The organism is Paraburkholderia sp. 40 (genome assembly GCF_050434105.1).
GTDB classification, from domain to species: domain Bacteria; phylum Pseudomonadota; class Gammaproteobacteria; order Burkholderiales; family Burkholderiaceae; genus Paraburkholderia; species Paraburkholderia tuberum.
Genome location: NZ_JBNPVY010000004.1, coordinates 410,104 through 432,570 on the forward strand (window position 1 = coordinate 410,104; position 22,467 = coordinate 432,570).

General features: G+C 59.4%; 24 protein-coding genes, 1 pseudogene and 1 other annotated feature. Of the genes and pseudogenes, 15 read left to right on the plus strand and 10 right to left on the minus strand.

Features of this window, described 5'->3' with window-relative positions; all coding sequences use genetic code 11:
• Positions 1 to 64: 64 nt before the first annotated feature.
• Entirely contained in the window at positions 65 to 655 is a 591-nt protein-coding gene (locus OKW28_RS23560; RefSeq protein ID WP_429449357.1) for a hypothetical protein, read from the plus strand.
• A 465-nt stretch (positions 656 to 1,120) separates the two neighbouring features.
• Here the strand turns inward: OKW28_RS23560 and OKW28_RS23565 are convergent, their stop codons facing one another.
• Positions 1,121 to 2,098 (minus strand): IS5 family transposase, encoded by a 978-nt coding sequence (locus OKW28_RS23565; RefSeq protein WP_429449359.1) that lies wholly within the window; start codon positions 2,096 to 2,098, stop codon positions 1,121 to 1,123.
• Between the two features lie 382 nt (positions 2,099 to 2,480).
• Between OKW28_RS23565 and OKW28_RS23570 the strand changes: the two genes are divergently transcribed.
• The 3 genes from OKW28_RS23570 to OKW28_RS23580 all read left to right on the plus strand — a co-directional run bounded on the left by OKW28_RS23570 (position 2,481) and on the right by OKW28_RS23580 (position 5,712).
• Positions 2,481 to 2,792, plus strand: a complete 312-nt coding sequence (locus OKW28_RS23570; protein WP_187639648.1) for a DUF4148 domain-containing protein — start codon at positions 2,481 to 2,483, stop codon at positions 2,790 to 2,792.
• A 354-nt stretch (positions 2,793 to 3,146) separates the two neighbouring features.
• Complete coding sequence (locus OKW28_RS23575; RefSeq protein ID WP_429449361.1) at positions 3,147 to 4,307, plus strand: IS30 family transposase; 1,161 nt, start codon at positions 3,147 to 3,149, stop codon at positions 4,305 to 4,307.
• A gap of 241 nt (positions 4,308 to 4,548) precedes the next feature.
• Positions 4,549 to 5,712 carry a TIGR03118 family protein gene (locus tag OKW28_RS23580; protein WP_429449363.1) on the plus strand — a complete coding sequence of 388 codons (1,164 nt, stop codon included), beginning with the start codon at positions 4,549 to 4,551 and terminating at the stop codon, positions 5,710 to 5,712.
• Positions 5,713 to 6,263: 551 nt separating this feature from the next.
• On the opposite strand, the gene OKW28_RS23585 is transcribed toward OKW28_RS23580, so the two are convergent.
• Positions 6,264 to 7,019 (minus strand): methyltransferase domain-containing protein, encoded by a 756-nt coding sequence (locus OKW28_RS23585; RefSeq protein WP_429449365.1) that lies wholly within the window; start codon positions 7,017 to 7,019, stop codon positions 6,264 to 6,266.
• Between the two features lie 123 nt (positions 7,020 to 7,142).
• On the opposite strand from OKW28_RS23585, the gene OKW28_RS23590 reads away from it, so the two are divergent.
• Positions 7,143 to 7,892, plus strand: coding sequence for an IS6 family transposase (locus OKW28_RS23590; protein WP_429449367.1), 750 nt, complete (start codon positions 7,143 to 7,145; stop codon positions 7,890 to 7,892).
• Between the two features lie 218 nt (positions 7,893 to 8,110).
• Here the strand turns inward: OKW28_RS23590 and OKW28_RS23595 are convergent, their stop codons facing one another.
• The 3 genes from OKW28_RS23595 to OKW28_RS23605 form a co-directional block, all read right to left on the minus strand.
• A complete protein-coding gene (locus OKW28_RS23595) occupies positions 8,111 to 8,533 on the minus strand; it encodes a PRC-barrel domain-containing protein (RefSeq protein ID WP_429449369.1) in 423 nt (140 codons plus the stop codon).
• Positions 8,534 to 8,616: 83 nt separating this feature from the next.
• On the minus strand, positions 8,617 to 9,750 hold the full coding sequence (locus OKW28_RS23600; protein WP_429449371.1) for a C1 family peptidase: 1,134 nt from the start codon (positions 9,748 to 9,750) through the stop codon (positions 8,617 to 8,619).
• Positions 9,751 to 9,925: 175 nt separating this feature from the next.
• Positions 9,926 to 10,225 (minus strand): hypothetical protein, encoded by a 300-nt coding sequence (locus OKW28_RS23605; RefSeq protein WP_429449373.1) that lies wholly within the window; start codon positions 10,223 to 10,225, stop codon positions 9,926 to 9,928.
• 73 nt (positions 10,226 to 10,298) lie between these two features.
• Between OKW28_RS23605 and OKW28_RS23610 the strand changes: the two genes are divergently transcribed.
• The 4 genes from OKW28_RS23610 to OKW28_RS23625 all read left to right on the plus strand — a co-directional run bounded on the left by OKW28_RS23610 (position 10,299) and on the right by OKW28_RS23625 (position 14,314).
• Positions 10,299 to 10,685: a GNAT family N-acetyltransferase gene (locus OKW28_RS23610; RefSeq protein WP_429449374.1), complete on the plus strand. Its 387-nt coding sequence runs from the start codon at positions 10,299 to 10,301 to the stop codon at positions 10,683 to 10,685.
• A gap of 95 nt (positions 10,686 to 10,780) precedes the next feature.
• Entirely contained in the window at positions 10,781 to 12,211 is a 1,431-nt protein-coding gene (locus OKW28_RS23615) for an IS1182 family transposase (protein ID WP_429449375.1), read from the plus strand.
• Between the two features lie 286 nt (positions 12,212 to 12,497).
• Positions 12,498 to 13,196, plus strand: a complete 699-nt coding sequence (locus tag OKW28_RS23620) for an IS6 family transposase (RefSeq protein WP_429449377.1) — start codon at positions 12,498 to 12,500, stop codon at positions 13,194 to 13,196.
• Between the two features lie 485 nt (positions 13,197 to 13,681).
• Positions 13,682 to 14,314, plus strand: coding sequence for an undecaprenyl-diphosphatase (locus OKW28_RS23625; protein ID WP_429454431.1), 633 nt, complete (start codon positions 13,682 to 13,684; stop codon positions 14,312 to 14,314).
• 15 nt (positions 14,315 to 14,329) lie between these two features.
• On the opposite strand, the pseudogene OKW28_RS23630 reads toward OKW28_RS23625, so the two are convergent.
• Positions 14,330 to 14,643: pseudogene (locus tag OKW28_RS23630) on the minus strand (hypothetical protein); the annotation flags it as partial.
• Between the two features lie 163 nt (positions 14,644 to 14,806).
• Between OKW28_RS23630 and OKW28_RS23635 the strand changes: the two are divergent.
• On the plus strand, positions 14,807 to 15,115 hold the full coding sequence (locus OKW28_RS23635) for a hypothetical protein (protein WP_429449379.1): 309 nt from the start codon (positions 14,807 to 14,809) through the stop codon (positions 15,113 to 15,115).
• Positions 15,116 to 15,262: 147 nt separating this feature from the next.
• On the opposite strand, the gene OKW28_RS23640 is transcribed toward OKW28_RS23635, so the two are convergent.
• Complete coding sequence (locus OKW28_RS23640) at positions 15,263 to 16,054, minus strand: hypothetical protein (protein WP_429449381.1); 792 nt, start codon at positions 16,052 to 16,054, stop codon at positions 15,263 to 15,265.
• 32 nt (positions 16,055 to 16,086) lie between these two features.
• Positions 16,087 to 16,356 (minus strand): hypothetical protein, encoded by a 270-nt coding sequence (locus tag OKW28_RS23645; protein WP_429449382.1) that lies wholly within the window; start codon positions 16,354 to 16,356, stop codon positions 16,087 to 16,089.
• Between OKW28_RS23645 and OKW28_RS23650 the strand changes: the two genes are divergently transcribed.
• Positions 16,343 to 17,580 (plus strand): IS3 family transposase gene (locus tag OKW28_RS23650; protein WP_429449384.1). Its coding sequence is split into 2 segments (ribosomal slippage): positions 16,343 to 16,646 and positions 16,646 to 17,580, totalling 1,239 coding nucleotides; the frame shifts between segments, so codons are not numbered across the junction. The two genes, OKW28_RS23645 and OKW28_RS23650, sit on opposite strands and share 14 nt — an antisense overlap.
• Positions 16,633 to 16,749 (plus strand) — a sequence feature (AL1L pseudoknot). (Overlaps the previous gene by 117 nt.)
• Positions 17,581 to 17,639: 59 nt before the next feature.
• On the opposite strand, the gene OKW28_RS23655 is transcribed toward OKW28_RS23650, so the two are convergent.
• Complete coding sequence (locus OKW28_RS23655) at positions 17,640 to 19,019, minus strand: IS4 family transposase (RefSeq protein WP_429449386.1); 1,380 nt, start codon at positions 19,017 to 19,019, stop codon at positions 17,640 to 17,642.
• A gap of 263 nt (positions 19,020 to 19,282) precedes the next feature.
• The gene (locus OKW28_RS23660; RefSeq protein WP_429454647.1) at positions 19,283 to 20,089 is read right to left on the minus strand and encodes a hypothetical protein; all 807 of its coding nucleotides are present in this window, start codon (positions 20,087 to 20,089) and stop codon (positions 19,283 to 19,285) included.
• Here OKW28_RS23660 and OKW28_RS23665 point away from each other — a divergent pair.
• The 4 genes from OKW28_RS23665 (at position 20,030) to OKW28_RS23680 (ending at position 22,462) form a co-directional block, all read left to right on the plus strand.
• Complete coding sequence (locus tag OKW28_RS23665) at positions 20,030 to 20,257, plus strand: hypothetical protein (RefSeq protein WP_429454432.1); 228 nt, start codon at positions 20,030 to 20,032, stop codon at positions 20,255 to 20,257. The genes OKW28_RS23660 and OKW28_RS23665 overlap by 60 nt on opposite strands.
• Positions 20,233 to 20,430 carry a hypothetical protein gene (locus tag OKW28_RS23670; RefSeq protein WP_429449387.1) on the plus strand — a complete coding sequence of 66 codons (198 nt, stop codon included), beginning with the start codon at positions 20,233 to 20,235 and terminating at the stop codon, positions 20,428 to 20,430. The genes OKW28_RS23665 and OKW28_RS23670 overlap by 25 nt, the downstream gene beginning before the upstream one ends.
• 68 nt (positions 20,431 to 20,498) lie before the next feature.
• Positions 20,499 to 22,007: a sensor histidine kinase gene (locus OKW28_RS23675; RefSeq protein ID WP_429449389.1), complete on the plus strand. Its 1,509-nt coding sequence runs from the start codon at positions 20,499 to 20,501 to the stop codon at positions 22,005 to 22,007.
• On the plus strand, positions 22,004 to 22,462 hold the full coding sequence (locus tag OKW28_RS23680; protein WP_429449391.1) for a response regulator: 459 nt from the start codon (positions 22,004 to 22,006) through the stop codon (positions 22,460 to 22,462). The genes OKW28_RS23675 and OKW28_RS23680 overlap by 4 nt, the downstream gene beginning before the upstream one ends.
• The last annotated feature ends 5 nt before the right edge of the window (positions 22,463 to 22,467 follow it).

The following is a 22,467-nucleotide window of genomic DNA, read 5'->3' on the forward strand; positions in this document are numbered from 1 at the left end:
GGTTAATATCGCCGCGCGCCGACCCTGCGTCGTCCTAAAATTGTAAGTACGGTGTGGGGGCAACATGAAACATGGACTGGTACTTGGGCTGCTGAGCGGTGCGCTGCTTGTCGGTTGCATGTCCGCCGGGGTCGAAGTGAGGCCTGAACAGATGGCGATCTTCAGGCGTGGCGTGACGACGCTTCAGGAAGTGACAGCCACGCTCGGCCCGGCATCAGTGCAGACCGCGCTCGACGATGGTTCGATGCTGCTCGTGTACACGTATGTGACGTCGAGGCCGCACCCCGAAAACTACATCCCGATTATCGGGGCGCTGGTTGGTGGTGCCGACACGCACACATCGGCGGCGGTGTTCCTGTTCGATGCGCGCGGCGTCCTCAAGAGTGCGAACACCACCACCTCGAACGTCGGGACGGGCCTGAGCACCGAACTGCAGCACAGAGCCCCCGCGCCAATTGTTGAGGCGCCCCTCCCGGGCAACAACAATCCGCCGGCCGCCGTGCAGAGCGTTGAGCGGCCCGTCGTGGTCAAGAGCATTTCGCCGGCCGCCGCTGAGAGCGTCGAGCCACTTCCGGAAGAAGAGGGCCAACCAGCACCGGAAAACAGCGTCGAACCTCCACCAGAACAAGGCATCCAGCCGTCTGCGAGCAGCTAGCGCCGAACCTCGGCCGTCCACGACGCGCGCTGAGCGTTCTGTCGTCATGCCGATCGCAGCTGCGCGGTCGAAGGCATCGACGCGCGGGCAGGCGAGCCTTCCTGCTGTCGATGTCCACGTAACGTTGAACTTCACATACCCACGATATGAGGCTTTGCGGCGAAACCGTCCAACGAACGCCGAATCCGCGGTTCATTTAATTTTGAACTATCCAGACTTGGTTCATGATGCCAGCGCAGAGACGCGCGAACGTCTCCGCAACCCAAAACCGACATTGGGCCTGTCCGGGTTATGCGTCGGCAATGCGGCGGATTGCTGACGATACCTAGGGCAAAGCTGAACAAGCGGGTAAATCGGCGACGTGTCAGCGATTTGAACTTCGCCAAGTGATGAGGCCGAGCTTAAGCCCTTGCTTTTCGGCCCTCGCAGGCCTGTTGGGCGGGCACTTTGCCCGCCTTTCGCCCACTATGGGCGTACCGGTGCCATCAGTTTCTTGCGCGACAGGTAGACGTTCGCCAGTGCGAGCGCGACGAACGCCCGGTTGGCGTTCTTTGCCAGCCCTCGATAGCGCACCTTGGTAAATCCCCACAGGCGCTTCACAACCGCGAAGACGTGTTCGACTCGCGCCCGGATCTTCGACTTGTTGCGGTTCTTGCCGCGCTGCACCTCGTCGACTTCGCCGCCCGCACGGCGCGTGCGCTGATTGGTATAGTCGCGCGCCCTGGGCGCCTTGCTGTGGATCAGTGCCTTCTGGCTCGCATAGGCGCTGTCGCCGTAGACGCGCCGCTCCTGCCCGTGCAGCAATTGCGGCAGTGGATGCTTGTCATGCACATTGGCGGGCGTGAGCACCGCGCTGTGCGCCAGGCCGCTCTGGCTGTCCACACCGATGTGCAGCTTGGCGCCGAAATACCATTGGCGACCCTTGCGGGTCTGATGCATCTCGGGGTCGCGCGCCTTCTGCTCATTCTTCGTCGAGCTCGGCGCGCCGATGATCGTCGCGTCCACGATGGTGCCGCTTTTGAGCTTCATGCCGCTGGCCTGAAGGACCCGGCCGACTTCGGCAAACAATTGCTCGCCCAGTTTGTGCGTCTCCAGCAGGCGCCGGAATTTGAGCAGCGTCGTCGCATCGGGCACACCTTCGCAACCCAGGTCAATTCCGGCAAAGCGACGCAGGCTGGCGCTGTCGTAGAGGGCCTCTTCGCAAGCGAAGTCGGCCAGATTGAACCAGTGCTGCACGAAGTGGATCCGCAGCATGCGCTCCAGACCAATTGGCGGGCGGCCATTGCCGCGCTTCGGATAATGCGGCTCGATCACCGCGCACAACTGCGACCATGGCACGATCGCATTCATCGTGTCGAGAAACTCGTCGCGCCGCGTGCGTTTGCGGTGGGTCTCGAAACCCGCACCTTGATCGGCTGCCATCGCCAGCGTCTGCTGTTTCATCCTGTTCTGCCTTCCTCGTTTAATCCGATCTCTATAACGCTTGACGTGCCAGATTGGTGGACTTAATCAGTGTTGCCCTAGGACGAGCAGTCAGCCCGCAGCTTTTCGATCAGCGAAGACCACGTTCTCGACCCATCTCCTCTGACCGCTGTCCGACGCGGTCGGCAGAAACGCGACGTTTCTCGGACGCCCGGCATCCGGTGGGCGTATTTCTCTTATCGAAACTGCGATAATCATTCGAGGCGCTGGCGCCTGACTTTCTTCCCTTTGTACAGTGCACCTCTTCCGGTCACTGGACTAAGGCAAAATAGGCGAGGAAGTTACGGGCGACCGGCGGCATCGCGCCGCTGCGTTGCGCCAATCGGACGCATGGAGATGCGCTATGGAAAAGCTCACGAAAAGCTGCTCGACGCTTGCTGCGTTGGGGCTCCTTCTGACTGGCTATGCCGCCGCCGGAGTACCACACAGCGGGCCACACCTGACCCCAACCGAGTGCCATGACCTGGCCGCGACTAAAAGCAACGCGCCTCGGACGAGGTCACAACACCGAAGCGAGATTTCGGCTCTCAGCAAAGCGGGCTACAACCCATCACCATGGCACGACGACCCAAACTACCCAGCGGATCTACACGCGGCGCAGCGCCGGGTCGACCATTGGTTCGAAACGGAGTGCGAGCCGTCTCAACCTAGGTGAGAAGCCCCGGAGCCCCTACGGTCCTCCTCCGAGTTAGCGCGCAGCAACCGCGCGTCGCATTGCAGGGCAGCGCCGATATCTTGGAGCGTGGCCTGCAGATCGCCCCACGGGTCTCCCTTTCAACGAAAGTACATGGGCGCTGCGGTTTTTTCACTCCACTAGCCCGCGTTACTGACATCGCCCAGTTCGCGCCACCAGATCGGCATTGACAGCCTTTTCGTACCTTGCAACGGCACATTCGGAAGACCGCTTATGGCCGCCCTCTGCCTGACGGCGATCGGCAGCACGCGACCGGCGGATTCAACCGGTCGATGCAACACAATGAACGTCGCATGAGCGGCGGGAGTGTTGCAAATGAAACAGAGGCGCCGGATCTATTACAGCGAAAGCCAGAAGGCATTGATGTGGGAACGCTGGCGTCAAGGCGAGTCGTTGCAGCACATCGCCCAGCTATTTGACCGCAATCACTCGTCAGTACAGGGAATTCTGGCGCAAACTGGAGGAATCCAGCCTGCACCCCGCCAGCGATCCAGGCTGGCGCTGACGCTTGCCGAACGCGAGGAGATTTCGCGAGGCCTCGTCGCGGGTGATTCGATTCAGTCAGTCGCCCGGCGACTGTCGCGGTCACCGTCCACGATCTGTCGCGAGATCAAGCGCAACAGTGGGCAGGGCGGCTATCGGGCCAGCCACGCCGACCAGCTGGCATGGGATCGGTCGCTGCGCCCCAAAGTCTGCAAACTGGTCGAGCACCGGACGCTGACCCATATCGTGGCCGACAAGCTCCAGTTGCAGTGGTCGCCCCAGCAGATTGCTGGATGGCTCAAACGAGCCTGGCGGGGCAACGAGGACTACCACGTGTCACACGAGACCATCTACCGCAGTCTTTTCATTCAGGCACGGGATGCACTGAAGAAAGAACTGCTGGAGCATCTACGGCGCACCCGGGCCATGCGTCGCTCGCGCCATCACACCCAGAAAACGGACGACCACGGCAGGATCCGTGAGGCGGTATCAATCCGTGAACGCCCCGCCACTGTGGAAGACCGTGCGGTGCCGGGACACTGGGAAGGCGATCTCCTGTGTGGCAGTGGCGGTAGCCAGATTGCAACGCTTGTAGAGCGTCAGACGCGCTATGTGATGCTGGTGAAAATCGCCAGCAAGGACAGCGAAACAGTAGTCAATGCGCTCATCAGACATGCTGGAAAGCTGCCGAAGGAACTGTATAAATCGCTTACCTGGGATCGGGGATCAGAGATGGCGAACCACAAGCAGTTCACCATTGCCACCGACATTGCCGTGTACTTCTGCGATCCGAAACACCCCTGGCAACGGGGCTCGAATGAAAACACCAATGGCCTGTTAAGACAATACTTCCCGAAAGGCATCGATCTGTCGGTCTACTCACAGGCCAAACTCAATGCCGTGGCTCGAAGGCTGAACGAGCGTCCAAGGAAGACACTGGATTACGAAACACCGGCTGAACGGTTCCATCGAACTATTGCATCGACCGGTTGAATCCGCCACCCCCTTGCAGTCATTCGAGTCTGCGCGACGGCAACGGCCGTTTTCGGAACTCAGCGGCCACTAGCTCATCTCTGGCCCGCGGAACTATGAATCGAGTCGAAGGGCCGCGGCCGACCCCTATCGCACCATTCGACCCGATGGCCAGCGGATTTTTTCGAGTCGAGCGGGAATATTTGAAGCCCAGCGGTCGTTTAGCCTGCGGCGTTTTCGCCAGTCAGACGAGGAGGAAGCTATGTCTCAGATCTCGTGGGGTCTCAAAGCGGCGGCCGGGATTGTCCTCGCCGCCAATTTCGCAATCGGGCAGGCCGCTGCCGACGAAGCTTACGTTGTCAAACCACTCGTGTCCAACCTGGCAGGTGCTGCCCCGAAGGTCGACGGGGTATTGCAGAACGCATGGGGTATTGCCTTTAGTCCGGCAGGAAGTCCATTCTGGGTCAACGACAATGCCACGGGCTGCTCCACGCTGTATGACGGCGAGGGGACAAAAGTGACGACGCTGCAGGTCTCCATCCCGCTACCAGGCAACGTCATACCGGCCGGCGCCTGTCGTGCCGTCTATCCTAACCATCCACCGAATCCCACGCCCGCGGCGCCAACCGGGATCGTATGGAATCCTTCGACAGCCTTTCTCGTGCCAGGTACAAAGATCCCGGCCGTATTCATCTTCGCCACCGAAGACGGCACGCTTTCCGCTTGGGCCGGCGGGTTAAATCCGGCGAACAACGCCGTGATCGCGGTCGACAACTCGTCTAATCCCTCCGCCGTCAACGGGGCCGTCTACAAGGGGTTGGTCTTCGCAGTGAATTCGCAAGGAGGATTCCTGTTTGCGACGAACTTCCGCTCGGGCCAGATCGATGTATTCGGACCGAACGGTCCGAACGGCCTGTTCACGCCCGCGACGACGGATGGTGGTTTCGTCGACCCGAACATTCCGGTCGGTTACGCCCCGTTTGGTATCGCGAACATCGATGGGGACCTTTTCGTTACCTATGCGAAGCAGGACGATAAGAAGCACGACGACGTTGCAGGCCGAGGTCATGGATTCGTCGATGTATTCGATACCGACGGTCACCTGCTGCGCCGCTTTGCGAGCCAGGGAGCGCTCGACTCGCCGTGGGGCATCACGCGCGCATCGTTTGCATTCGGTCGCTTCAGCGGCAAGATCCTCATTGGCAATTTCGGCAATGGCCGAATCAATGTGTTTGACAATGACGGCAGATTCGTCGATCAACTGGAGAACGAGGCCGGCAATCCGCTGGCTATCGACGGCCTGTGGACTCTGACACTTGGTGGCGGCCGCAATTCGAGTCCGGACACGCTGTACTTCTCGGCAGGTCCTAACAAGGAGACAAATGGGCTTTTCGGCATCATCGCTCCAGTAGGCGGCTCCAGGTAACGAGCGTCGGCTCGGAACGGGCAATAGCCGCTAGCACGCGGCTCCCTGGATAACTTCAGAACCACGACGTAGCTGACCATTGACGATGTCGATTCTGGTTCGATCCGAAGGACCCCACCGCAGCCGGTCGCGGAACTCGCTAGACGCGACCGGCTCTTCTGGGTGAGACCGGGAACGACCAGTTTTCGCGTCGGCTCAGGACTGGCAGCAAGTGCGAGAAGACCCCTGGCTATTCTTTTGCCCGGTGCATCCCGTCAGAATGATTTCTGTTATCGACCCGGAGCCGTGCGCAGGCCGCTTTCGGAGCACAGCGGTCCCCCCAATGTCCAGGTCGTGGCGACGACGAACGACGGTTACTGGCCGCCCTCTGCCTGTCGCGGCCGACGACAGGCGTCCCCGCTTCTGCCGATTGTCTGAGATCCACGACTGGCCGTTTCTCTGCGCGATGGACACTGTTGCAAATCGGCTGCTTTGCGCTGCATCAAAGCGGCTTGAACGCAAGCATCTGCCACGCCCAACGCGGGCATACCGTGGAACAGCTCCTTGGCGTTTCAGGCAACCGGCTTGCGCCACACGCTGGCTGGCCACGGCTGCCGCTCACGCGGCAAGCCGGCGGGCCGGTAATAGTGCTCAATTTCGACGAAGCCTGCGTCCGCCATATATCGGCGCCATGTTTCGAGATCATGGAAGACGCCGTAGCGGCCGTGGCTCCAGCCTTCCTGATTCGTGCCGCGCGGGTTGGAGCTGAACAGTACGCCGCCGGGCTTCAGCGTCGCGTGCAATTGCCGCAACACGCGCGGCAACGCCTGACTCGGGACTTGGAACAGCGCGGCGTTGGCGAAAATGCCGTCAGAGTGCGCGGCCGGCAAATCGAGATGCAGGAAGTCCTGCTGCCAGACGTCGCAGCCAGTCGCGTCACGCGCCATTGCAACGAAGCGCTCGGCGCCATCGAGGCCGACCGCGCAATGGCCGAGTGTAGTGAAGGCCTTGAGATCTCGCCCCGGCCCGCAGCCGAAATCCAGGATCGTAAGAGGCGGCTCGACTTCGATATGGTGCAGCAGCGCCGCGATGTTCTGCGTGACGTCGTGGTCGGTGAGCGTGAGGCTGGGTGCCGCCGTGGGCACGCGGCCCGCGAGGCGAATGCGCTTGCAGTACGCGCATGGGCACGCCTCGCGCAGGCGGCTATGGGCGACGCGCTGCGTTCGGCCAGCCGCCCAATGCAGCGTGAGCGCGCGCGCCGTGACGTCGTTGCGGATTTCGTCAGGCGTATTCCGAGCGTGGTCGCCGCTTCTTCGCGCACCCGCCACACGCTTTCTGATATCGATATCGCGTCGAGCGGTGGCGACAGGATGACGCCGGTTCTGCCGTTTTTGCGAGTTGCGACGGCGGTATTGTCAAGTTGGCGCGGGGGTCGACGAATATAATGGGGCATGAAGAAAGCTTCCGTTTCCGCTTTGCTGTCGGCCGAGGCGCCGATTTCGTTCAAGGGCTATCGATTTCCGCCGGACATTATCCGCTACGCGGTGTGGCTGTACTACCGGTTCCCGCTCAGCCTGCGCATGGTTGAGGAGATGCTGGCGGCACGGGGAATCGAGCTTACGTACGAAACGGTGCGGTGCTGGGCGACGAAGTTCGGTCTGGCGGTCGCGAAGCGTATCCGTTCGACAGCGCCGGGTCGCGGCGACAAGTGGCACCTGGATGAGGCGGTCGTGACGATCCACGGCAGGAAGCATTGGCTGTGGCGGGCTGTCGATCAGCACGGCGCAGTGCTCGATGTGCTGGTGCAGAGCCGCCGCGACAAGGCGGCGGCCAAACGGCTGATGCGCAAGCTGCTCAGGCGCCACGGCTGCCCACGCGTGATCGTCACGGACAAGCTGCGCAGCTACGCGGCGGCGAACAACGAACTGGGCCTGAACGTCGAGCATCGGCAGCACAAAGGACTGAACAACCGGGCGGAGAATTCCCACCAGCCCACACGCGTGCGCGAGAAGGTGATGCGCCGCTTCAAGTCGGCGCGCCATCTACAACGATTCACGTCGGTCCATGCTCAGGTAAGCAACCTGTTCATGCACTGCCGCTACAACGCGAACGCGCAACAGAAACGGCAGGCCCGCAAGCATGCGTTCAAGGCGTGGGAAACCGTAACGGGCAATCAGATGCTGGATCGCATTGCCGCATAAATTAGTAATCCTTATGTTGAGTGATTTCGCCTGCGCGCCCTTCAACAAGTTGACAATACCCCTGGTCACTGTTGTTTCGGTCATTGGACGTTATTTCCGTTATCGTCTCATGACCTCGACACACTAAAAATCTGATAGGCTCCTCGAGTCCGGCGATAGGTCGTTGCGACTGACCTTGCCAGCCGCAACGACCTCAGCTTAGGACTGTTGAAAACAGGTCACTCTGCCTGAACCTTCTTCGGCTTAGGCGGCGATTGCACCTTCGCGTACTGGAACTCAGGCGTTGCCTTCAGGGCGTCCTTGGTGGCGCCCGGCAGATATAGGTTGCCGCCGCGCACGTCGAGTGCGGCGATGGGCACCGCTACGTCATGCGTGGCGACGCCGAGGAAGCCGCCTGTAGCGACGATGGCCGCCGACACGGAGCCGTCCGGGGCCACGATCAGATCTTTGACCGCGCCGATTTTTTCGTTCTGGTCGTTGTAGACCGATTTGCCCAGCACGCTCTTCTTGACGCTCCATCCCTGCAAAAGCGCATGGGACTGCTGAATAGTGACGCTCAGAGTCTGTGTGCCGGCGACCTGTGCGTGCACATCGATACAAGCTGCAAGTGCCACTGCTACCAATACTGCCTTCAAAGCCATATCGTTCACTCCATGGTTAGATTCGGTTTCTGGCACGTTCTTCGGCCCCCAATAGTGTAAGTTGACAATACCGTTTTGCTCTACTAATCGGCGCTGTCGATCCGAACCAGCGCTTGTGCGTCCAGCAAGCTGTGTTGCAGCCATTCGTAAGTGACGTAGGCCAGCCCGCCGTCGCCCCAGCCCGATGACCAGGAGTTCTTAATGATGAAATATCCGCCGCCCGCGACCTGATCGCTGTCCTTGTAGCCGACGACCAGAATTTCGTGACCGCACAGGCTGGTCCCGCAGCTGTCCGCCTTGATGACCCACGACACGACGCCGCCCTTGTACGTCGCAACCTGGAAATCGAAGTTCGCGTTGATGGCCATGACCACAGGGTAGCCGCGATAAAGCGCTTGCTTGATCCGGCCAATGGACGCATAGAGCTTGTGCGCCGTGGTCGTCCGAAATCCTGAGGAACTCGCTGCGGTAGAATCCTGCTGCCGGGTATCGCTGCCGCCACCCTGCGCCTCGGTAGGCGAGCAGGTGGCATTGGGATAGTTGCGGTTGTAGTTGGTGCAATACTTGTCATCGCCATTGTATGGCCACGATTTCTCCGGAACGAACTTGGTCTTGTTGTCGACGAATGCAGCGATGGTGTCGTACGGGTCGAGTCCGGCGTTGTTCCAGGTGTTGGTCAGTCGCTTTCCCTGGAAGTACGTGTTCTGTTCCGACAGTTTAGTACTGTTCTGCTGCCTCGAGAGCAGCAATTCCGTTGCGGCGTTCAGGGAGAACGCTACGCAAGTGCCCCGTTCGCTCTGATCTTTGATACCGCTCCTCAGGGATTCGAGATTCGTGATAAGAGCGCTGTGGCCCACCCCTAAGGAGTCAGAATCGACCGTGTCACAACCTTCCAGACCACTCGGGCAACTGTTCTTGCTCGCCTGGGTCAGCCGCACCTTGTAGTCGCCGAAGAGTTGGATCATCGAGTCGGAGACCTCGATGTTGGAAGCAAGGTCCTTTCCCACGTCCTGGTAGCTGATCACCTGACGGGTGACGCTGGACAGGTCGGCCTCATAGCGGGTGTCGCTTCTCGCGTCGCCGTAGCTCGGCGCATAGAAGCCGGTATCTGACGAACTGTTGCTGCTACTGTTTCCACTGCTGCCACCGCTCCCGCCGCCCCCACAAGCTTGAAGCGAAAAGAGAATGACGAGCAGAGTTACACGGGCAAGTTTCATGAGATTTTCTTGTCGGCGCCGGCGCGACAGGGCTGCCGCGAAAAAAAACGACGCGATGTTTTGACGAACCCGCTTTGGCTCAAAGCGACCTGCGCGGTCAGACCGGGGATCATTTTGGCGTAAAGCGCAATTGCATCCGGTATGGCCTTACATTACAGCCGCCACCGGAATCGGACTATCCCAGGGACGTCAGGAACGCCTGTACGGTGGGATATACCTGCATCGCGTTTAGCGTTGCCTGGATATGCGGGCGCATAGTGATGCCTTCAGGATCGGGTGCGTACACCTTGGCAACGGAGTCCGCGTCGCCCCTTACAAGCGCCGCATTGCACCGATCGAATAGCGACGCGATTTCAGCTTCGCGCTGATTTGTCGGCATCGCCGCGATTTCGTGATAGACCTGCGGTACGCGGAATTCGCCTGCAACAACGCCAGTGCTGAAAACAACTGCAGCGGCGATCAGAATCTTCTTCATCTTTGCCTTCACTACATTTAAATGGGACGCCGACGCGGCATCGGGGAACTACGCCCCATTAGTGGCTCTGGTTATGCGCGAACCTCTCAGCTATCGCCAGTTACCCCTGACTGGCAAGCAGCGCCAACATCAACAGAGCGGTTCGGTTGATTTCGGGATCCTGAGATTAATGCCGCCCAATCGCTCGCCCGCGACGACGAGTGGTGACATTACACCTAAAGTTGATTCTATCGTCAACTGTGATGTTGTTATTTTGTTTTCAGCGGACGCTGGGTCGGCTAACCATGCGTTTTGCAATTTCGGCGAGAAGCGAGTAGAGGCAATCTGCGACGATCTGAACGCACCAGGCATTCGGGTCTGTGAACGCACCGGGATGCAACTGGAAGGGGTGTTGCGACAGGAGCGGCGCGCTCCAGATGGTAGTTTGCGGAATACGCGCATCTATTCAAAGCTAGCTTGACCTCTCGCTGGGCTGGGCGAGTATTGGCCCAGACTGTGTCAAAACGCCATTTTGACAGGTTAAAATGGCTCATCCGATAGCGGAGGATGGGCGAGATGAAGCGGTTCGTTCAAGGCGACAGTCGTACACAAAGCTTTCTCCTCCCTGAAGCACTTGACGACTACGTGACGGACACCAATCCCGTGCGTGTAGTCGATGTTTTTGTAGATGAGCTTGATCTTCAGAAGCTTGGGTTTGAAGGTGTTGAGCCAGCGCTGACAGGGCGGCCTTCGTATCATCCGGAGGTGATGCTCAAGATCTACATCTACGGTTACCTGAACCGTATTCAATCCAGCCGTCGCCTTGAACGCGAGGCTCAGCGCAACGTCGAACTGATGTGGCTCACGGGCCGCTTGGCGCCGGACTTCAAGACCATTGCTCGGTTCCGTAAAGACAACGGCAAAGCAATCCGCAGCGTCTGTCGTCAGTTCGTCATGCTATGCCAGCGTCTGGACCTTTTCGCTGAAGCGTTCGTTGCGATCGACGGCAGCAAGTTCAAGGCGGTGAACCATCGTGATCGCAACTTCACAAGCGCCAAGCTCGAACGACGCATGCGCGACATCGAGTCAAGTATCGCTCGCTATCTCGAGGCGATGGACACAGCCGATCGTCAGGAGCCTGCAATCGCGAAGGCCAGAACAGAGCGACTGCAAGACAAGATCGCGGCCTTGAAGGAACAGATGCGAAGCCTCAAGGAAATCGAGGTTAAGCTGAACGAAGCACCGGACCGACAGGTGTCGCTCACGGATCCCGATGCCCGTTCGATGAAGACACGAGGAACGGGAGTCGTCGGCTACAACGTCCAGACGGCGGTTGACACGAAGCACCATCTGATCGTCGCGCACGTCGTTACGAATGATGGCATTGATCGTGATCAGTTGACGTCGATGGCGAAGCTGGCGCGTGATGAGATGGCCGTCGACAAGCTCACCGCAGTTGCGGATCGCGGCTACTACAAGAGCGAGGAGATACTCGCATGTCATGAGGCTGGAATAAGCGTGCTCGTTCCCAAACCGGTGACATCGAGCGCAACGGCTAATGGCCGCTTCGGCAAGGATGACTTCATTTACAACGCACAGACGGACGAATATCGGTGCCCGGCGGGCCAGCGGCTCATCTGGCGATTCTCAACTGTTGAGCGCGGTCTGAAGATCAGTAAATACTGGAGTTCAAATTGCCAGCAATGCTCACTAAAGGGGGATTGCACGCCGGGTCCTCAACGTCGCGTGACACGCTGGGAGCACGAGGCTGTTCTCGATGAGATGCAGGCGCGACTTGATCATGCGCCTGAGATGATGTGCATCCGGCGACAGACTGTCGAGCACCCGTTCGGCACGATCAAGGCATGGATGGGCGCCACTCATTTCCTGACACGGACCATCGAGCGGGTGAGTACGGAGATGAGCTTGCACGTGCTGGCGTACAACATGAAGCGAGTGATCAAGCTACTCGGTTCAGAAGCGGTTATGAAGGCGATGCGGGCGTGATGCCCGTACGGGGTTGTTGAGCCTTTGCGATATGTTCGGTTGTGGTTTGCGTTCAGATTGCCGCAAACGACAAGCCGCGACATGCGCCGGAACAGGTTTCGTCAATTCCCAGTGGCCACGCGTTTTGACACAGTCTGGGCCAGTTTGGGACGTTCAATGTTGGCGGCCAATTTGTCGACAATCGGATCGACCCGTTGCCTGCGGACCAGACACGGGAAACGAACGGTTCCGTCGCAATAGCGGCGGCTGGTATGCTGGGGGACCTTACAGAATGATGTGAACGACAATGAAAGCGCTCAGTCCGGCGGTAGCCAAGGTGCTGAAGCGGTTGCACTATCCGCTTGAGATCATGTTGGTGTGCGTGCGTTGGTATGTGGCCTACCCGCTGAGCTTGCGCAATCTGGAAGAGATGATGGCCGAACGCGGGATCGCGGTCGATCATTCGACCGTTCACCGGTGGGCCATCAAGCTTCTGCCGGTGCTTGAAAAGGCGTTCCGCCGCTGCAAGCGCCCGGTCGGCAAGAGCTGGCGTGTCGACGAGACCTACATCAAAGTCAAGGGGCAATGGACCTATCTGTACCGCGCCGTCGACAAGGCCGGCAACACGGTTGACTTTCTGCTGCGAGCCAGGCGGGACAAGGAAGCGGCCCGACGGTACTTCGAGAAGGCCATCGATCAGAATGGCGTGCCTGAAACCGTAACCATCGACAAGAGTGGTGCCAATCTGGCCGGGCTGCACGCCGTGAACGCCGAGCGTGAGACGCCTATCAAGATCCGCCAGGTCAAGTATCTCAACAACATCGTGGAACAAGACCATCGGGCGATAAAGCGCCGTACCCGACTCATGTTGGGATTCAAGATATTTCGTTGTGCGCGCATCTTGTTAAGCGGCATTGAACTTATGCATATGATCGCCAAAGGGCAGATGAAAGACTGCGGCATCGGACAGACTCCCGCGGAGCAGTTCTACTCGTTAGCCGTATAAGTAGTCCAAATCATGCGGGCCATTGTTCAACGCACTTTTTCTTATTGCGACAGAACCCGTCCGTGAGCTTGCTGCTGCCGGAAACATCCATCTTTCCGGGCGCGCGCCGTTCGTCCTGCCCTTTGCGCGGATGCGCGACCAGATGAACATGCACGCGATATACCGGCATTGTTCGACATCCCGCAGGACCGACAACGCCGACCGGGCGACACGCTCCCGGTCATGGGTCGCTTCTTTTGCTCAGTGGTCGAAGCTCTCCGCGCGCGACGGACTCCGGTATTCGTCCCAAAGCACCCGTCCGAAAGCGCTGGCGGGCCTCGTTCGTGAACCAATTCGCGCGAGGCGCGTCTGTATAATTCGATCGGCCGCAAGGACTCCGTGCCAAGCCGCCGTTGTTAAGGATCGTTTAAGCTCTGCCCGGGCAGCATCGCGTATCGCTCATTGAGCAACGCTTGCAAGCATCTGTCGCCGCCAATTCCCTGTTCATGCAAACACTCCATCTCGCCATTTTTTCGCTCGTCAATGCGGGCGCTTCCACTAACCCGACCGTCGCCGGCCTTGCCGAGTTCGCTGCGCAATGGCTGGTGTTCGTTGTGCCCGCAAGCTTGTTGATTGCGTGGCTCGCCGGCACGCGCACCACGCGCCGGGACAGCATCGAAGCCGGGCTGGTCGCCTGCGTCGCGCTCGCGCTTGCGCAGGTGCTCACGTACTTCTGGTATTCGCCGCGCCCGTTTGCGATCGGCATCGGCACGCAGCTCGTCGAGCACGCTGCCGACGGTTCCTTCCCGAGCGATCACCTGACGTTCATCTGGGGCGTCGCAGCCGGCTTGCTGATGTCCCGCTCGACGCGCGCACTCGGCGTCGCGCTTGCGGCGCTCGGCGTGGCTGTCGCATGGGGCCGCGTTTATGTCGGCGTACATTGGCCGATCGACATGCTCGGTGCTACGCTCGTCGCGACAGCGGCTGCTACGTCGGTTCGACTGTATGGCGGCGCCGTGTCGGTGCGGCTCGATCTTCTGGCTGAATCTGTACGGGCCGTCGTGTGCGGCGGCCGCGCGCAGGTCGCGCATCGTGTTATCGAAAGCACGCGCGCGACCGGGAAGCAGAAGCGCGACTGAAGATTCGACAGCTGTTCATTTGTTTGCAACGGCTGCAGTTTGCTTCGCCATCGCCGGGACATGAACGCCTGCCAAGGCCGTCCGATGCTCATGCTGACCCGCGCTGCGCACAGCCTTCGGAAAGAGCACCAGCGCGACTAGCGCACATGCGCTGGCGGCAAGCCATACCGCAGCCCACGCCCACGCTGCGAGGATCGCCGGAATCGCGATCGGCGTGACGTATTGCCCATCGCCAGCGCGGTTCCGGCACGTTGCGCGCCAGCCAGCGTCGCGAGTTCGGTATAGCCGACGCCATGCCACGAGGACACGCAAATTCCTGCGAAAGTGATTTTGGTCCCATCACCACAATGCCGGGCGGGTTGCGCATACCTGAATCGAAACTTGCCAGCGACATTAAGCGCTATACGCGGACGGGCTTCCGGGCGGTCATAATCTTGCATCTCTCGTCATAAAGACGATGTCGGCAGCGATACGTGGAACGAAGATGGTCTCGTGGCGCGCATGGCGCGTATTTGCAAGGACACCGCACCCGAGGCGTCGCGCATCCCTGACGCCCGAATCAAGGCCACGACGCTGCACAGCTTTAAAGGTTGGGAAGGTCGACTGCTTGTCGTGTATATCGCGCAGGCTACCGACGCGAAGAACTTTGCGCTCATCTACGCCGGGCCCACGCGCCTCAAGCGCAGCACGGGTGGCAGCTGGCTGACCGTAGTCTGTTCGGCGCCTGATCTGGAGGAATTTGGCAGAAAGTGGCCGCAATTTGAAGACTGGAGAACACCGTCAAAATTCGCGCGCGGCTGACGTCGGTGCCCTGATATCAAGCTTCCGTCCTGCATGAGTTCCCGGGTGCGCTCGACGTGCAGCGCCATTCCCTGACTCGTTCCAGTTGTGGCAAGCAGGGGACCCGAGGCGTCGCCGCGTTGGATTGGTTTAGCCGTCCTGCGCGCCTCAACGGAGCTTCAACACGCGCTCTTTGAGGTCACGGTTGATTGTGTCCAGTCGAGCCGCATCCGTTTTCGCCGACAGCGTTGAGCGAGCCTTGCGACCGAGAAAATACGCGATCCTTTCCGCATTGGCGCCGGAAGGATGCGGAAGACCATGCAGGATGCGGTCGGCCGGGATCACCCCGCGCTGCGCGAGCCAGTCCAGCCCTTCGCTCACCTTCGGTCCCAGCGGTACGAACACCGCCTTGTCCAGGATTCGGGCTTCCTGGGCGAAATGTTCCTCGATCTGCTCCTGCAGGAAGCTTGACCGGACCATGTTTGGCGTTCCGTTGTAGTTAGGCTTTTTTTTGCCCGCAATAAAGACCGGGTGGCGCAGGATCGAGGTCGTTTGCACCAAGTGGCCGGCCGAGTTGAACAGCGCGTCGCAGCTGGTCAACCCGAGCCATCGGTGCAGTCCGATGTGATCGAGCAGGCTGATCAGATTGGGCCGCATCGCGCCGCTGAACGCGCCTGTCTGTTTGGCAACCCGTTGGGCGATATCTGCCGGTGTGCCGGATCGAAGCTGCCGTTGCGCTTCCCGCATCGCGTTTTTCCATTGCGTGAAGCCCGGCGTGATGCCCACCAGCACCAGGCGGGCCGACGGATTCACGCAATCAAACTGAATGTAGTGGCTGGTCAGCGGGCCGTCCTGGCCCAGCAGGAACGACGCCGGAATGTCGGACGGTTGACTGACGCGGTCAAGGTCGAGCGTCTGGATGGCGGAAGCGAAATGGGCGAAGCGGTTGTTGTTGTCCATGGTCTCTCGTATGTAGCGTGAAGTGGAAAGTTTCAGTGTTTGATCCGGGTGTTGCGATGGGCGGCGGTCACGATCGTGCCTTCTGCGCCGACCACTGCGTAGCAGTCAAGATGGGCTTCCAGCAGGGAGGCCAGCGGGCCGGCATACGACCGCAGACGACGCCGGGCGGGTTTGTCGAAATAGTGCCTGGTGGTGCCATCGCCGGATTTTTCTGTGGCACCGAACTGCAGAAGCAGATTGAACCGGCCCGGGATTTCCGGAGGCTCCACTTCTTGAGAAAATGGAGCTATGGAAAACACCAAGAAGAAGTCCCCAAGGTACTCGCCGGAAGTTCGTGAGCGGGCTGTGCGAATGGTGCTGGAACACCAGGGCGACCGCGAATCGCAATGGAAAGTGATCGCGTCGATCGCAGCGAAATTTGGCTGCTCGGGTGAAACGCTGCGTAGCTGGGTGCGCAAGGAAGAGCGGGATCGGGGTTTGCGCCCGGGCACAAGCACGCAGGAGCAGGATCGGCTCAAGGAACTGGAGCGGGAGAACCGTGAGCTGCGCCAGGTTAATGAAATCCTGCGCAAGGCGTCAGCATATTTCGCACAGGCGGAGCTCGACCGCCGACCGAAGTGATGATCACGTTCATCGATGATCACCGGCACGTCTACGGGGTCGAGCCGATCTGCAGGGTGCTGCCAATTGCCCCGTCGACGTACTACACGCATGTGGCCCGCCGCGTCAATCCAGGCCTGGTGCCGCCGCGGGCCCAGCGCGACAGGATGCTCAAGGATGAGATCCGGCGCGTGTGGGAAGAAAATTTCCAGGTGTATGGCGCAGACAAGGTCTGGACGCAATTGAAGCGGGAAGGCATTGTCGCGGCGCGCTGCACGGTCGAGCGGCTGATGAAGCAGATGGGCCTGCGCGGTGTGGTGCGGGGCAAGACGGTACGCACGACAGTGAGCGATGGTTCGACGCCGTGCCCGAAGGATCTCGTGAACCGGCAATTCACCGCCGAACGGCCCAATGCGCTGTGGGTGTCAGATTTTACCTATGTATCGAGCTGGCAGGGCTTCGTCTATGTCGCGTTCATCATTGACGTGTTCGCCCGACGCATTGTCGGCTGGCGTGTGTCGAGCTCGGCGCGCACGGACTTCGTTCTGGACGCACTGGAGCAGGCCTTGTACGAGCGACAGCCGGCGCAGCAGGACGGGTTGATACATCACAGCGACCGCGGCGTGCAATACGTATCGATCCGCTATACGGATCGGCTGCTCGAGGCTGGCATTGAGCCGTCAGTGGGCAGCGTGGGCGACTCCTACGATAACGCACTGGCGGAAACGATCAACGGCTTGTACAAGGCAGAGGTGATCCATCGCCTCGGACCATGGCGCAATCCGCAGGCCGTTGAAATTGCGACGCTCGAATGGGTCGACTGGTTCAACAATCGTCGGCTCTTCGGCCCCATCGGCAACATTCCACCTGCTGAGGCAGAAGCCGCTTATTATTCAAAACTCGCTGGGTCCGCCATCGCGGCGTGACTCAAGCAAAACAGCCTCCGGGTTTCCCCTCAGGATTACCCACAAGTAATGTGATGGTGCTATTCGTTTTGCCTGAATACTCGGTACATCATCGTGATTTCGTGCAGGACAAGAAATCCACGCCAGATGACGGTAGGACCAGGTGGACGATCATGCTTTCGAGCGAGATATCCGCCGAGTCTGGCGATCCACAAGATGACCTGCGCGAGTGACGGCGGTTTATCAGGTATTTCGGTACTGCCATGCGTACGACAGTAGAGGGCTCGCCACTCGATTGGCTGCAGCAATACTTCGCATGGCAGGTTGCCATCAAGCCTGGCAAGCAACATGGAGTACAGGATCCTCCAGCTTACGACGGCGAACAATGCGGTGGCGCGGACGAATCGATCGAGATTGCCAAATTGGCGGGCTTCAATGCGACAGCCACTTTTAAGCACACGATGCCACGATTCAATCGTCCATCGGCGCGCATACCATGCAAGACGCTCGAGGGCCTCTGCGTGTGTTTGCGTAGGCACCGAAGTCAGTAGAAGCCATTCCAATGGCTCTGCTCCTTCGTCCAAGTTCGTTTCCTGTGCATGAATTGCAAACACTTCAATTTCGGGAAGCTTCTCGCGACGACGATTTTGCGGCGGACGAAGGCGTACGGGCATGCAGCGCACAACCAGCCGTGCGGTGCGTGCCTGGCGGTTTTCGCGTGCAGGCACCTGCAGTTGCGCCTCTCCAAGCACTGGCGAGGCCAGCACGGTTTCCCACAAATATCGATCGGGGTGAGCAACGCGTCGGTTCCACGACGCGCGCACCAACCAGTCGACACCGGCAGGCCGCTGCGCCAGGAACACGTCATAGACATCGCCTTCACGGTCGCTCACGCCGATGACATGCGTGCACGGACAGTGCGTCTTGAGTACGCCCAGTTGCTCGATGCCTTCGAGCCATTTCGCGCTCTCTTTCTGTTGTACGGTTCGTTGCCCACGCAGATGTTTCTTGCCCAACTCCTCGTGCCTGCGTATCCAGGTCTTCATCCCGATCACCCCGAGTGGCAGCCCCTCTGGCGTGAGCGCAAGCAGACTGTGTATCAGGAAACCACGCACATGTGGATCGGAGCCATATCCCAGACCTTCGGTTGCCCGCAGATGAGACAAATTGAACTCGGTGGTGTCCTGAACAGCAAGGACGACTGGCACCTGTTGCATACGACACAGCGTTTGACCGATGTGCCCACCCAGCACGCCATCGACATCCACGTGCGGGTTGTCGAAAAAACGATATGCCGCCTTCAGCTCCGAACCATTGAACGACTGCGGAAAAGAGCAATGTGGGCCCAACGAAAGCTTGCGTGCCAGCGTCACGAGCCGTCTGGTCAGGCGAGCGTCGCCGAGCTCGGCGGCGCCAAACTCTTCATTTGCCCAATCATCAAGGTCAGATGTGTCCGACAATGCCCGACATCACAGATCACGAACCGGATCAAAGTTAACATCGGTCGTCACCGTTTACAAGCCATCGCCCTTCAATCGCACAGTCGCGAGCGACTTATGGGTAATCCTGAGGGGAAACCCGGGGCGGTTCAGATCGATGACCAGCGGCGCGATGCCACGCTGTTGCAGGCGAACCGCAGCGTGCTTGCGCAGCTCCGGACTTCTCATAAGTAGTCCTCTGTATTGAATGTCGCTTTCTTACGGGTGGGATTCGATGGCCAGCCTCAGTCTTGTCCGTCGTCCGGTGGCTGGCTCAGTGCCTTCAGTTCGCGCTCGACTTCTGCGAGACGGGCCAGCGTGGCCGCTTCACGGGCGCGGAGCACGAGCCATGGGGCGGCCAGCTCAAGCAGGTCGGCAAGCGTTGTCATGAATGCCGCATCGTCAAAACGGTTCATCACATCGAATGCAAGGTAGGGGCCGTCGTAACTGTTCTCTAACTGGACGCCAGCATTCAAAAGTGCCGGATCGAGCGTGTTGGTCTCAAGACGGGCGATCAGTGCCTTGCGCCGCTGGTCCAGCGCCCGCAACAGGTCGTGAGGATCCTTGAAGCGGCGTTTCTGCAGGTCCACTTCACCGGCACTCCAGTAACGCTTGACCGGGATGTAGCGGTCCTTGGCTTGCAGCCACGCTTTGGCGACATCGCGGCCGATGCGCGTACCCTCGGGGGTAGTGAACGTTTCGAGAGGCGTAGCGCGTTTGGGATTGGCAGCGGCCCGCACACTCATTTCTTCCATATTGGCGAGCAGCGCCAGCTGTCCGACGGTCAGGCTATCGAGATCGTTACGCTCTTCCTCGTTACGCTCCTCCTTTTTGCCCAGACGTCGCGAGAAGTAGGAAAAGCCCTCCCCGTTTTCCAGGATGTGGCGGGCATTCGCGAGTTGCGCGACCTGATGTTTCGCTTTGAGGCCGACCTGAAGGTATTCCTGCATCGGGAGCCAGTCGACTTCCGGGCCGGTATCAACAGTCTGGTGATGCTGGTCGAGCAGTCGATGCAGCTCGATCCGTTCGCACGCTCGATGTTTGCCTTCCATACCTGGCGCAGCAATTGTGCCCGTTGCTGCAGATGTCCGAAGAACTCATCCAGTTCGGTCTGGACGCTCTTGCGCATGCCGGTGAGCATCAATGCGATCAGTGCCGGCAAGGGCAATTTGCGACGACGTTGGAAGACCGTGGGATGCTCGAGATCGCAAGCAACCTGACGAAACTGCTCAGTCTGTATATGGGCGGCGAGATCGGCAAGCAGAGTGGAAAGAGACATGGGGCCAACGAAGATCAAAAAGATCCTCATTGGCCGTCGCCCTGCTGGCGTCTAAAAAGACGCCAGCAGGGCGACGGCCGCGCGAAGTTGGCTTCACGTCAAGTGCTTATTTAACTCTCCGGCGCAGCAATAGCCCGGCGCTGGTAGACTTTATTGCCGGTATAAGGACTCTGCAGGACTACATGAAAGAACACATCCTGGAAGGCCAGACTCTGGACTGGCTTTTGGCTTCCGCTACGGAAGCAATGCTGATCGTCGATCGTAATGGCCAGATTGTCCATGCCAATCCGCCTGTCGATCGGCTTTTCGGCTATCCACGCTCGGAACTTGTCGGGCGGCCAGTGGAAGTACTGATGCCGGAGCGCTTCAGGGCAGCGCACATCGGCAAGCGCGTGGACTATTTTGCCGCTCCGCATGCTCGCCCCATGGGTACCGGGATGGAACTGCTCGGCCGTCGGCAGGACGGCGGAGAGTTTCCGATCGAAGTCAGTTTGTCGCCGCTCAGGACCGATCGCGGATTGAAACTGGTCATGGCGACGATCCACGACATCACCTCTCGCAAGCGCGCCGAGGAGGCGCTACTGGAAAGTGAAGCCCGCATGCGGGCGATCGTCGACACTGCTGTAGACGCCATTATCACCATCGATGAACATGGCGTGATGGAACGCGTGAATCCGCGCGCCGAGCGCCTGTTCGGCTATAGCGGCGTCGAGATGATCGGAAAGAACGTCTCGATGCTGATGCCGGAGCCGTTCCGCAACATGCACGATGGGTATTTAGCCCAATACCGGCAGACCGGCGAGAAAAAAATCATCGGCGTCGGCCGTGAAGTCGTCGGTTTGCGCAAGGACGGCACCACTTTCCCGATGGACCTAGCCGTGGCGGAAATGCACTTGGGACAGCGCCGCATGTTCACGGGGGTCGTGCGCGACATCACCGAACGCAAGCACGCCGAAGAGCAGCGTTTGCGCCTGTTGCAGGAAATCAGCAGCGCCAACGAGGAATTAACAAACTTCGCATACGTCGTGTCGCACGACCTCAAAGCGCCGCTAAGGGCCATCGGTTCGCTGGCCGACTGGCTCTCGACCGATTACGCGGACAAATTCGACGACGAAGGTCGCGAGCACATGCGCCTACTGATCAGCCGCGTGCACCGGATGAGCGCGCTGATCGACGGTATTTTGCAATACTCGCGCGTCGGTCGCGTCAAGGAAACATCCGTTGCGGTCGAGCTCAACCTGTTGGTACGCGAAGTGATCGATTTGCTCGCACCGTCAGAGAACATTGCGGTGACCATCGAGGCCCCCCTGCCCACTGTCTTTGGCGAGCGAACCCGGATCCAGCAGGTATTTCAGAATCTGATATCCAATGCCATCAAGTACATGGACAAGCCCGACGGCCAAGTCTGGATCAATTGTGTCGTGAAAGCCGACCGGTGGCAGTTCATCGTGGCCGATAATGGCCCCGGCATCGAGCAGCGGCATTTCGAGCGGATCTTTCAGCTATTTCAGACCCTCGCGCCGCGCGATAGGGTCGAGAGTACCGGGGTCGGGCTCGCGTTGGTAAAGAAAATTGTCGAGATGTACGGGGGAGAAATCTGGTTGGAATCTACGCCGGGGACCGGCAGTACCTTCTTCTTTACCCTGCCCGTCGGCACGGCAAGCAAACCACACCTGGAGCAAGTTGCATGAAGACACCGAGTAAGCCGATTCTTCTCGTTGAGGACGACGAGGTCGATATCATGACCATCAGACGTGCTCTCAAAGAAATCCATGTGGCCAATCCGGTGATACCGCAAGAAAACGGCGAGCAAGCGTTGGCCTATCTGCGCAATACTGCCAACGAAAAACCCTGCATCATTCTGCTCGACCTCAACATGCCCGTCATGAATGGTATCGAGTTTCTTCAGGTGGTCAAGAACGATGACCAGCTTAAGCGAATTCCAGTTGTGGTACTCACCACTTCTGAGGAAAAGCAGGACAAGGTAAACAGTTTCAATTTCAGCGTGGCCGGTTATATGGCAAAACCGGTGGACTATCGGCAATTCGTGGAAGTCATGCGCTCGATCGATCTCTACTGGTTCCCTCAGCGAACTACCATGAAAAGCGGCACACCAAGTACTTTCCAGGCATTGACGATAGCCTGACCAAC

What these genes read in the sequence shown, in the direction of transcription:
- OKW28_RS23560 (WP_429449357.1), top strand. Translation starts at nt 65, where the DNA reads ATGAAACATGGACTGGTACTTGGGCTGCTGAGCGGTGCGCTGCTTGTC.
- OKW28_RS23565 (WP_429449359.1), bottom strand. Translation starts at nt 2,098, where the DNA reads ATGAAACAGCAGACGCTGGCGATGGCAGCCGATCAAGGTGCGGGTTTC.
- OKW28_RS23570 (WP_187639648.1), top strand. Translation starts at nt 2,481, where the DNA reads ATGGAAAAGCTCACGAAAAGCTGCTCGACGCTTGCTGCGTTGGGGCTC.
- OKW28_RS23575 (WP_429449361.1), top strand. Translation starts at nt 3,147, where the DNA reads ATGAAACAGAGGCGCCGGATCTATTACAGCGAAAGCCAGAAGGCATTG.
- OKW28_RS23580 (WP_429449363.1), top strand. Translation starts at nt 4,549, where the DNA reads ATGTCTCAGATCTCGTGGGGTCTCAAAGCGGCGGCCGGGATTGTCCTC.
- OKW28_RS23590 (WP_429449367.1), top strand. Translation starts at nt 7,143, where the DNA reads ATGAAGAAAGCTTCCGTTTCCGCTTTGCTGTCGGCCGAGGCGCCGATT.
- OKW28_RS23595 (WP_429449369.1), bottom strand. Translation starts at nt 8,533, where the DNA reads ATGGCTTTGAAGGCAGTATTGGTAGCAGTGGCACTTGCAGCTTGTATC.
- OKW28_RS23600 (WP_429449371.1), bottom strand. Translation starts at nt 9,750, where the DNA reads ATGAAACTTGCCCGTGTAACTCTGCTCGTCATTCTCTTTTCGCTTCAA.
- OKW28_RS23605 (WP_429449373.1), bottom strand. Translation starts at nt 10,225, where the DNA reads ATGAAGAAGATTCTGATCGCCGCTGCAGTTGTTTTCAGCACTGGCGTT.
- OKW28_RS23610 (WP_429449374.1), top strand. Translation starts at nt 10,299, where the DNA reads ATGCGCGAACCTCTCAGCTATCGCCAGTTACCCCTGACTGGCAAGCAG.
- OKW28_RS23615 (WP_429449375.1), top strand. Translation starts at nt 10,781, where the DNA reads ATGAAGCGGTTCGTTCAAGGCGACAGTCGTACACAAAGCTTTCTCCTC.
- OKW28_RS23620 (WP_429449377.1), top strand. Translation starts at nt 12,498, where the DNA reads ATGAAAGCGCTCAGTCCGGCGGTAGCCAAGGTGCTGAAGCGGTTGCAC.
- OKW28_RS23625 (WP_429454431.1), top strand. Translation starts at nt 13,682, where the DNA reads ATGCAAACACTCCATCTCGCCATTTTTTCGCTCGTCAATGCGGGCGCT.
- OKW28_RS23640 (WP_429449381.1), bottom strand. Translation starts at nt 16,054, where the DNA reads ATGGACAACAACAACCGCTTCGCCCATTTCGCTTCCGCCATCCAGACG.
- OKW28_RS23665 (WP_429454432.1), top strand. Translation starts at nt 20,030, where the DNA reads ATGCTGGTCGAGCAGTCGATGCAGCTCGATCCGTTCGCACGCTCGATG.
- OKW28_RS23660 (WP_429454647.1), bottom strand. Translation starts at nt 20,089, where the DNA reads ATGGAAGGCAAACATCGAGCGTGCGAACGGATCGAGCTGCATCGACTG.
- OKW28_RS23670 (WP_429449387.1), top strand. Translation starts at nt 20,233, where the DNA reads ATGCTCGAGATCGCAAGCAACCTGACGAAACTGCTCAGTCTGTATATG.
- OKW28_RS23675 (WP_429449389.1), top strand. Translation starts at nt 20,499, where the DNA reads ATGAAAGAACACATCCTGGAAGGCCAGACTCTGGACTGGCTTTTGGCT.
- OKW28_RS23680 (WP_429449391.1), top strand. Translation starts at nt 22,004, where the DNA reads ATGAAGACACCGAGTAAGCCGATTCTTCTCGTTGAGGACGACGAGGTC.